We start from the raw sequence: 9,072 nt of genomic DNA, 5'->3' as shown, positions 1-9,072 counted from the left end.
ATCGCGCGCCGCGCGGGCGGCGCGCGATTTCCGCACCGCCCCAGTCCCAAACCGTACACCCACACCACCCATAAACAAAAAACCCGCACCACCAAGGGCACGGGTTTTTCGCTCAGCCCGGCGAGGGGCGATCAACGCTCCAGCAGGATCCGCAGCATGCGGCGCAGCGGCTCGGCAGCGCCCCACAGCAGTTGGTCACCCACGGTGAAGGCGCCCAGGTACTGCGAGCCCATGTTCAGTTTGCGCAGACGGCCAACCGGCACGTTCAGGGTACCGGTCACCTTGGTCGGGCTCAGCTCCTGCATGCTGATGTCGCGCTGGTTCGGCACCAGCTTCACCCAAGGGTTGTGCTGGCTGATCATGCCTTCGATATCCGCCAGCGGCACGTCCTTGTTCAGCTTGATGGTCAGCGCCTGGCTGTGGCAGCGCATGGCGCCGATGCGCACGCAGATACCGTCGACCGGAATCGGGTTCTTGAAGCGACCGAGGATCTTGTTGGTCTCGGCCTGGGCCTTCCATTCTTCACGGCTCTGGCCGTTCGGCAGTTCCTTGTCGATCCATGGGATCAGGCTGCCCGCCAGTGGTACACCGAAGTTCTCGGTCGGGAAGGCTTCGCCGCGCATGGTCTCGGCGACCTTGCGGTCGATGTCGAGGATGGCGCTGGCCGGGTTGGCCAGGTCATCGGCCACCGCCGCGTGGATGCCGCCCATCTGCTTGATCAGTTCACGCATGTTCTGCGCGCCGGCACCGGAAGCAGCCTGATAGGTCATGGCGCTCATCCACTCCACCAGCCCCGCCTCGAACAGGCCACCCAGGCCCATCAGCATCAGGCTGACGGTGCAGTTGCCGCCGATGTAGTTCTTGGTGCCCGCGTCCAGCTGCTGGTCGATGACCTTGCGGTTGACCGGGTCGAGGATGATCACCGCGTCATCCTGCATGCGCAGGGACGAGGCAGCGTCGATCCAGTAGCCCTGCCAGCCGGCTTCGCGCAGCTTGGGGAAGACTTCGTTGGTGTAGTCGCCGCCCTGGCAGGTCAGGATGACGTCGAGGGTCTTGAGCTCTTCGATGCTATAGGCGTCCTTGAGCGGAGCAATGTCCTTGCCCACGTTCGGACCCTGGCCACCCACGTTGGACGTGGTGAAGAACACCGGCTCGATGAGGTCGAAATCCTGCTCCTCCAGCATCCGCTGCATGAGCACGGAACCGACCATACCGCGCCAACCGATCAGACCTACACGTTTCATCGCAACTACACCTTTGCTAAAAGTGGGCCGCCATCGAAGGGAAGACGATGGCGGGCCAGAGAGATTACAGATTCCGCAGCGCTGCGACTACTGCGTCGCCCATTTCCTGCGTACCTACCTTGCTGCACCCGGCCGACCAGATGTCGCCGGTACGCAGGCCTTGGTCCAGCACCCGGCTGACAGCCTGCTCGATCGCGTCGGCGGCGGCCACCTGGTTGAAGCTGTAGCGCAGCATCATCGACACCGACAGGATGGTCGCCAACGGGTTGGCGATGCCCTGCCCGGCGATGTCCGGGGCCGAGCCATGGCATGGCTCGTACATGCCCTTGTTGTTGGCGTCGAGGGACGCAGACGGCAGCATGCCGATGGAACCGGTCAGCATGGAAGCTTCATCCGACAGAATGTCACCGAACATGTTGTCCGTCACCATCACGTCGAACTGCTTGGGCGCACGGACCAGCTGCATGGCGGCGTTGTCGACGTACATGTGGCTGAGCTCGACGTCCGGGTAGTCCTTGGCCACGTCCTCGACCACTTCGCGCCAGAGCTGGCTGGAAGCCAGGACGTTGGCCTTGTCCACCGAGCACAGTTTCTTGCCGCGTACACGGGCCATGTCGAAGCCGACGCGGGCAATGCGGCGTACTTCGCTTTCGCTGTACGGCAGGGTGTCGTAGGCCTGGCGTTCGCCGCCTTCCAGCTCGCGCTGGCCGCGTGGGGCACCGAAGTAGATGCCGCCGGTCAACTCACGAACGATGAGGATGTCCAGGCCGGCGACGATTTCCGGCTTGAGCGAAGAAGCATCGGCCAGTTGCGGGTAGAGGATGGCCGGGCGCAGGTTGGCGAACAGGCCCAGTTGCGAACGGATCTTCAGCAGGCCACGCTCAGGACGGATATCACGCTCGAGCTTGTCCCACTTCGGCCCACCCACTGCACCGAGCAGCACTGCGTCGGCCTTGCGCGCACGCTCCAGGGTCTCGTCGGCCAGCGGCACGCCGTGCTTGTCGATGGCGGCGCCGCCGATCACGTCGTGCTCCAGGCTGATACCGAGCTGGAACTTGTCGTTGGCCAGCTCCAGCACCTTGACGGCCTCGGCCATGATTTCCGGACCGATGCCATCACCTGGGAGAATCAGAATCTGCTTGCTCATGCTTTCCTCTATCCTTTCGTACGGCGCGCCTGCTCGGCCCACCGGTAAAAACCGGCCCGGCGAACCGGCCCCTGTGCCACATCGTTACAGGAGCCGGCCCGCCGGGCAATGCGCAGCGATCAAACCTCGCGGAACAACCAGGGCTGGCTGGCGCGGTGCTTGGCCTCGAACGCCTTGATCGCATCGCTGTCCTGCAGGGTCAGGCCGATGTCGTCCAGGCCGTTGAGCAGGCAGTGCTTGCGGAAGGCATCGATCTCGAAGTGCAGCACCTTGCCGTCCGGGCGGGTCACGGCCTGGGCCTGGAGGTCGATGGTCAGCTGGTAGCCCGGGTTGGCCTCGACCTGCTTGAACAGCTCGTCGACTTCCTCGTCGCTGAGGATGATCGGCAGCAAGCCGTTCTTGAAGCTGTTGTTGAAGAAGATGTCGGCGAAGCTCGGCGCGATGACGCTACGGAAGCCGTATTCGTCCAGTGCCCATGGAGCATGCTCGCGGCTCGACCCACAACCGAAGTTCTCCCGCGCCAGCAATACACTGGCACCCTGGTAGCGCTCGTGGTTGAGCACGAACTCCTGGTTCAGCGGGCGCTTGCTGTTGTCCTGGTAGGGCTGGCCCACGTCCAGGTAGCGCCACTCGTCGAACAGGTTGGGGCCGAAGCCGGTACGCTTGATCGACTTCAGGAACTGCTTGGGAATGATCTGGTCGGTGTCGACGTTGGCGCGATCCAATGGTGCGACAAGACCGATGTGCTGGGTAAAGGCTTTCATGCTGCGCTCCCTTGGATCAACTCGCGGACATCGATGAAGTGGCCGGTCACCGCGGCGGCGGCGGCCATGGCCGGGCTGACCAGGTGGGTACGACCACCGGCACCCTGGCGGCCTTCGAAGTTGCGGTTGGAGGTCGAGGCGCAATGCTCGCCGCTCTCCAGGCGGTCCGGGTTCATGGCCAGGCACATGGAGCAGCCTGGTTCACGCCATTCGAAACCGGCCTCGATGAAGATCTTGTCCAGCCCTTCACGCTCGGCCTGGGCCTTGACCAGACCGGAGCCCGGCACCACCAGCGCCTGCTTGACGTTGGCGGCGACCTTGCGGCCCTTGGCGATCTCGGCAGCGGCGCGCAGGTCTTCGATACGCGAGTTGGTGCACGAGCCGATGAACACGCGGTCGAGCTTGATGTCGGTGATCGCCTGGTTGGCAGCCAACCCCATGTACTTGAGCGCACGCTCGATGGAGCCGCGCTTGATCAGGTCGGGCTCGGCAGCCGGGTCCGGCACGCGCTGGTCGACGGCCAGGACCATCTCAGGCGAGGTGCCCCAGCTGACCTGTGGCTTGATCTGCGAGGCATCCAGCTCGACCACGGTGTCGAACACCGCATCGGCGTCGGAGACCAGGCCCTTCCAGGCCTGTACCGCCTGATTCCACTGCTCGCCCTTGGGCGCGTACGGGCGGCCCTCGACGTAGGCGACGGTGGTGTCGTCCACGGCCACCAGGCCCACGCGGGCACCGGCTTCGATGGACATGTTGCAGATGGTCATGCGGCCTTCCATGGACAGCTCGCGGATGGCGCTGCCGGCGAACTCCATGGCGTGGCCATTGCCACCGGCGGTGCCGATCTTGCCGATCACGGCCAGGACGATGTCCTTGGCGGTCACGCCGGCAGACAAGGTGCCTTCGACGCGAACCAGCATGTTCTTCATCTTCTTGGCGACCAGGCACTGGGTGGCGAGCACATGCTCGACCTCGGACGTGCCGATGCCGTGGGCCAACGCGCCGAAGGCGCCGTGGGTCGAGGTGTGCGAGTCGCCGCAGACCACGGTCATGCCGGGCAAGGTGGCGCCCTGTTCCGGGCTGATGACGTGGACGATGCCCTGGCGTTCGTCGTTCATCTTGAATTCGACGATGCCGTATTCGTCACAGTTCTCGTCGAGGGTCTGCACCTGCAGGCGCGACACCTGGTCGACGATGGCATCGATGCCGCCCTTGCGCTCAGGCGTGGTCGGCACGTTGTGATCAGGGGTGGCGATGTTGGCGTCGATGCGCCATGGCTTGCGGTTGGCCAGGCGCAGGCCTTCGAAGGCCTGGGGCGAGGTCACTTCGTGGATGATGTGACGGTCGATGTAGATCAAGGACGAACCATCGTCGCGTCGCTTGACTTCATGTGCTTCCCAGAGTTTGTCGTAGAGCGTTTTGCCAGCCATCAGACTGTTCCTCATCAGCGTATTTCTATGCCAATAACCCCTTGGCTTGTACGGTCGATGCTATGGCGTTAGATTGAATAACTCAAATTCATAATTTTTATACTTTGGATAACCGATAGGAATTCGAATCCATGGACCTGGCCAACCTCAGTGCCTTCATCGCCATCGCCGAGACCGGCAGCTTTTCCGGGGCCGGCGAGCGCCTGCACCTGACCCAGCCAGCCATCAGCAAACGCATCGCCGGGCTCGAGCAGCAGCTGGACGTGCGCCTGTTCGACCGCCTCGGCCGCGAGGTGACCTTGACCGAGGCCGGCCGTGCCCTGCTGCCGCGTGCCTATCAGATTCTCAATGTACTGGATGATACCCGACGGGCCTTGAACAATTTGACCGGCGAAGTCACGGGTCGCCTGACCCTGGCCACCAGCCACCATATCGGTCTGCACCGTCTGCCCCCGCTGTTGCGGGCCTTCACCCGGGAGCACCCTGGCGTGGCGCTGGATATTCAGTTCCTCGATTCGGAAGCGGCCTACGATGAAATTCTCCATGGCCGCGCGGAAATCGCTGTGATCACCCTCGCCCCCGAGCCCCATCATCTGATCCGGGCAGTTCCGGTATGGGACGACGCCCTGGACTTCGTCGCAGCGCCGGAGCACCCGCTGGCCAGCAATCAGCAGGTCAGCCTGGCCGATGTGGCTCGGCACCCGGCCGTGTTCCCCGGCGGCAACACCTTCACCCACCATATCGTCCAGCGCCTGTTCGAAAGCCAGGGCCTGGCGCCGAACATCGCCATGAGCACCAATTACCTGGAAACCATCAAGATGATGGTGTCCATCGGCCTGGCCTGGAGCGTGCTGCCGCGCACCATGCTCGATGAGCAGGTTGCATCCATCGCCTTGCCCGGCATACAGCTGTCCCGCCAGCTAGGCTACATTTTGCATACGGAACGCACGCTGTCGAACGCGGCCAGGGCGTTCATGGCCTTACTCGACAGCCATGCAGGGTCCGCCTGACTCCGGGTCGGTCGGCCTTCTTCAAGGACGCGTCATCCGCCAAAGGTCTGGTATCGATGCCCAAATCAGCAAACCGTTTTCCGCGCCTGCCACGCATTCACGCGGCGGATCCCCAGGAGTCGGAGCAGACCTGGCAGAACGCCCCGCAACTGCTGGCCGCGCTCAATGGGGCCCGCCTCGGCGCCTGGCTCTGGGATATAGAAAGCGGCCGGGTCAGTTGGTCCCGTGCCACCCAGGCCTTGTTCGGTTTCGACCCGCAGCGGCCCATGCCCCGCGACATCGATTACCTCGAACTGCTGCCCGAGGAAGACCGCGCCCGCACGCGCCAGGTGTTCCAGGCCGTGGCCAATGGCGAGCCGGTGGAACAGGCCATGCGCCACCGCATCCGCTGGCCGGATGGCAGCCTGCATTGGCTTGAGATCAACGGCAGCCTGACCCACGACCGTCATGGTCGCCCGCAGATGATCGGCGTGGTCCGTGAGATCACCCGGCAAAGGGAGCGGGAAACCGCGCTGATCAACTCGGAAAAGCGCTTTGCGACGCTGTTCCACCTAAGCCCCAACGCGATTCTGCTGACCCGGCGCCATGACGGCATGATCTATGAGGTCAATCAACACTTCGAGGACATGTTCGGCTGGCCGGGCGACCAGGTGGTCGGCAAGACCACCCTGGAGCTGGGCCTGTGGGTCAACCCCGACCTGCGCCACCAGGTGCTCGACAACACCCGCGGCAATGCTGGGCCACTGACCCTGGAAGTGCAGTTCCGCGCCAGCACCGGCAAGCTCCACGACGGCATCCTGTGTACCCAGAGCATCGAACTCGAGGGGGTGACATATCTGCTCAGCACCTTCGTCGATACCAGCGAACGCAAGCGCGCCGAGCAGGCGCTCAAGGACAGCCAGGAGCGCCTGGACCTGGCGCTGGACTCCGCGCAACTGGGTACCTGGGACTGGCACATCCCCAGCGGCATGCTCTATGGCTCGGCCCGCGCCGCACAATTGCACGGCCTGGAACCGGTGCCTTTCCACGAGTCCTTCGACGCATTCTTCGAAGGCGTGCCTGAGCAGGAGCGCAACGTCATGCGCCAGGCCTACCGCAGCCTGCGCGAAGGGCCGGCGGGCAATTACCAGATCACCTACCGTGTGCAACTGGAAAACGGCGCTTCGCGCTACATCGAAAGCCGCGCTCGCCTGTACCGCGACGAGCAAGGCAACCCGCTGCGCATGGCCGGCACCTTGCTCGACATCACCGACCAGGTGGAACGTGAACAGCGCCTTACCGCCTCGGAAGAGAAGTTCGCCAGCCTGTTCCAAGTCAGCCCCGACCCGATCTGCGTGACCCGCCAGGACAGCGGCCAGTTCATCGAGATCAACCGCGCCTTCACCCAGACCTTCGGCTGGAGCGCCGACCAGGTGATCGGCCGCACCGCCGAGCAGATCGGCCTGTGGGCCGAATCGGCCGCTCGCGCACAGCGCATCGAGCGGGTGATCCGCGAAAAAGCCCTGAGCAACGTGGCGGTGGTGGTCAACCATCGCAACGGCACCGCCCTCACCTGCCTGATTTCCAGTTGCCTGATCACGGTCGACGGCTCCCCTTGCAGCGTCACCACGCTGCGCGACATCACCCAGCAGCAGCGCGCCGAGGCAGCGCTCAAGGCCAGCGAGGAAAAGTTCGCCAAGGCCTTCCATTCCAGCCCCGACGCCATCACCCTCACCGAACGCCGGACGGGCCGCTATCTGGAGGTCAACGACGGCTTCTGCCGGCTGACTGGCTACAGCGCTGCCGAGGTGATCGGCCGCAGCGTCTACGAGATCGGCATCTGGGCCGACGAGAAGCAACGCGCCGCCTTGCTCACCGAGCTCAAGGAGCATGGCCGGGTACATCACCGGGAAATGCTCGGGCGCAACAAACGTGGCGACATCCTGACCGTGGAGGTCTCGGTCGAGCCGCTCAGCCTCAACGAGGCCGACTGCCTGCTGTTGACCGCCCGGGACGTCAGCCAATTGAAGAATGCCCAGGCGCAGATCCGCCACCTGGCTTACCACGACCCGCTGACCAACCTGCCCAACCGTGCCCTGCTGATGGACCGCCTGAGCCAGCAGATCGCCCTGCTCAAGCGCCACAATCTGCGCGGTGCCCTGCTGTTCCTGGATTTGGATCACTTCAAGCACATCAACGATTCCCTCGGCCACCCGGTGGGCGATACGGTGCTCAAGATCATCACCGCCCGCCTGGAGGCCAGCGTGCGCCTGGAAGACACCGTGGCACGCCTGGGCGGCGACGAATTCGTGGTGCTGCTCAGCGGCCTGGAGGGCAGCCGCGAACAGGTCGAGCATAAAGTGCGCGACCTGGCCGACACCCTGCGCGAGCTGCTCGCCGAGCCGATGTCCCTGGACGGCCAGCGCCTGCAGGTGACGCCAAGCATCGGCGTGGCGCTGATACCCGACCACGGCGCGACCCCGGCCGACCTGCTCAAGCGTGCCGATATCGCCCTCTACCGGGCCAAGGATTCAGGGCGCAACACCACACAGCTGTTCCATACCACCATGCAGAAGGCGGCCAGCGAGCGCTTGCGCATGGAGACCGACCTGCGCCTGGCCCTGGCCAGGGGCGAGCTTGCCCTGCACTTCCAACCCCAGGTCGATGCCCGCGACAACCGCATCGTCGGCGCCGAGGTACTGCTGCGCTGGCATCACCCACAGCTGGGCCAGCAACCTCCGGCGCAGTTCATCCAAGTATTGGAGGAAAGCGGCCTGATCCTCGAAGTCGGCAACTGGATCCTCGACGAAGCCTGCGATGCCTGCGCGCGCATGCTGGCCGACGGGCTGATCGATGCCGACGACTTCAGCCTGTGCGTGAACATCAGCCCCCGGCAGTTCCGCCAGAACGATTTCGTCGAACGGGTGCTGCGCAGCCTGGACGACTACCGCCTGCCACGGCCGATGCTGACGCTGGAGATCACCGAGGGCATCGTGATCCAGAACCTGGAGGACACCATCAGCAAGATGCGTGAGCTCAAACGTTACGGGGTGAGCTTTGCCATGGACGACTTCGGCACGGGCTATTCCTCGCTGACCTACCTCAAGCGCCTGCCGGTGGATGCCTTGAAGATCGACCAGACCTTCGTGCGCGACGCCCCCAATGACCCGAACGACGCCGAGATCGTCCGGGCCATCGTGGCCATGGCCCGCAGCCTGGACCTGGCGGTGATCGCCGAAGGGGTCGAGCAGTCCGAGCAACTGGAGTTCCTCGAGCGCCAGGGCTGCCACCTGTACCAGGGCTACCTGCACAGTCGGCCGCTGCCGCTGATGGAATTCCGCCAGATATTGATCGAGACCCCAGCGGATTATTGAGCCACCTCCCAAGAACGCGAAAAGGGCACCCGAACAGACTGTGTGAAAACACACTGATAGGCCCTAGACCAAACGCCCCGACTTGTTCGGGGCGTTTGTTTTTGTGCTGAAAAAAGGCTCTTCA

Annotated in this window: 6 protein-coding genes; 2 read left to right on the top strand and 4 right to left on the bottom strand. The window is 64.0% G+C overall.

Annotated features, from left to right (window positions below):
* Positions 1 to 131: 131 nt before the first annotated feature.
* The 4 genes from asd to leuC form a co-directional block, all read right to left on the bottom strand.
* The gene (asd, locus tag IRZ56_RS22760; RefSeq protein WP_196147006.1) at positions 132 to 1,244 is read right to left on the bottom strand and encodes an aspartate-semialdehyde dehydrogenase; all 1,113 of its coding nucleotides are present in this window, start codon (positions 1,242 to 1,244) and stop codon (positions 132 to 134) included.
* Positions 1,245 to 1,308: 64 nt separating this feature from the next.
* The gene (gene leuB, locus IRZ56_RS22755) at positions 1,309 to 2,391 is read right to left on the bottom strand and encodes a 3-isopropylmalate dehydrogenase (protein WP_196147005.1); all 1,083 of its coding nucleotides are present in this window, start codon (positions 2,389 to 2,391) and stop codon (positions 1,309 to 1,311) included.
* Positions 2,392 to 2,510: 119 nt separating this feature from the next.
* Positions 2,511 to 3,155, bottom strand: coding sequence for a 3-isopropylmalate dehydratase small subunit (gene leuD, locus IRZ56_RS22750; protein ID WP_196147004.1), 645 nt, complete (start codon positions 3,153 to 3,155; stop codon positions 2,511 to 2,513).
* Positions 3,152 to 4,585, bottom strand: coding sequence for a 3-isopropylmalate dehydratase large subunit (gene leuC, locus IRZ56_RS22745; protein WP_196147003.1), 1,434 nt, complete (start codon positions 4,583 to 4,585; stop codon positions 3,152 to 3,154). The genes leuD and leuC overlap by 4 nt, the downstream gene beginning before the upstream one ends.
* A gap of 131 nt (positions 4,586 to 4,716) precedes the next feature.
* Between leuC and IRZ56_RS22740 the strand changes: the two genes are divergently transcribed.
* Both IRZ56_RS22740 and IRZ56_RS22735 read left to right on the top strand, forming a co-directional pair.
* Entirely contained in the window at positions 4,717 to 5,595 is an 879-nt protein-coding gene (locus IRZ56_RS22740) for a LysR family transcriptional regulator (RefSeq protein WP_196147002.1), read from the top strand.
* Positions 5,596 to 5,651: 56 nt separating this feature from the next.
* The gene (locus IRZ56_RS22735; protein ID WP_196147001.1) at positions 5,652 to 8,948 is read left to right on the top strand and encodes a PAS domain S-box protein; all 3,297 of its coding nucleotides are present in this window, start codon (positions 5,652 to 5,654) and stop codon (positions 8,946 to 8,948) included.
* Positions 8,949 to 9,072: the final 124 nt, after the last annotated feature.

The organism is Pseudomonas guariconensis (assembly GCF_015680235.1).
Classification (GTDB): domain Bacteria; phylum Pseudomonadota; class Gammaproteobacteria; order Pseudomonadales; family Pseudomonadaceae; genus Aquipseudomonas; species Aquipseudomonas guariconensis_A.
This window is presented reverse-complemented; position numbering and strand designations above follow the sequence as displayed.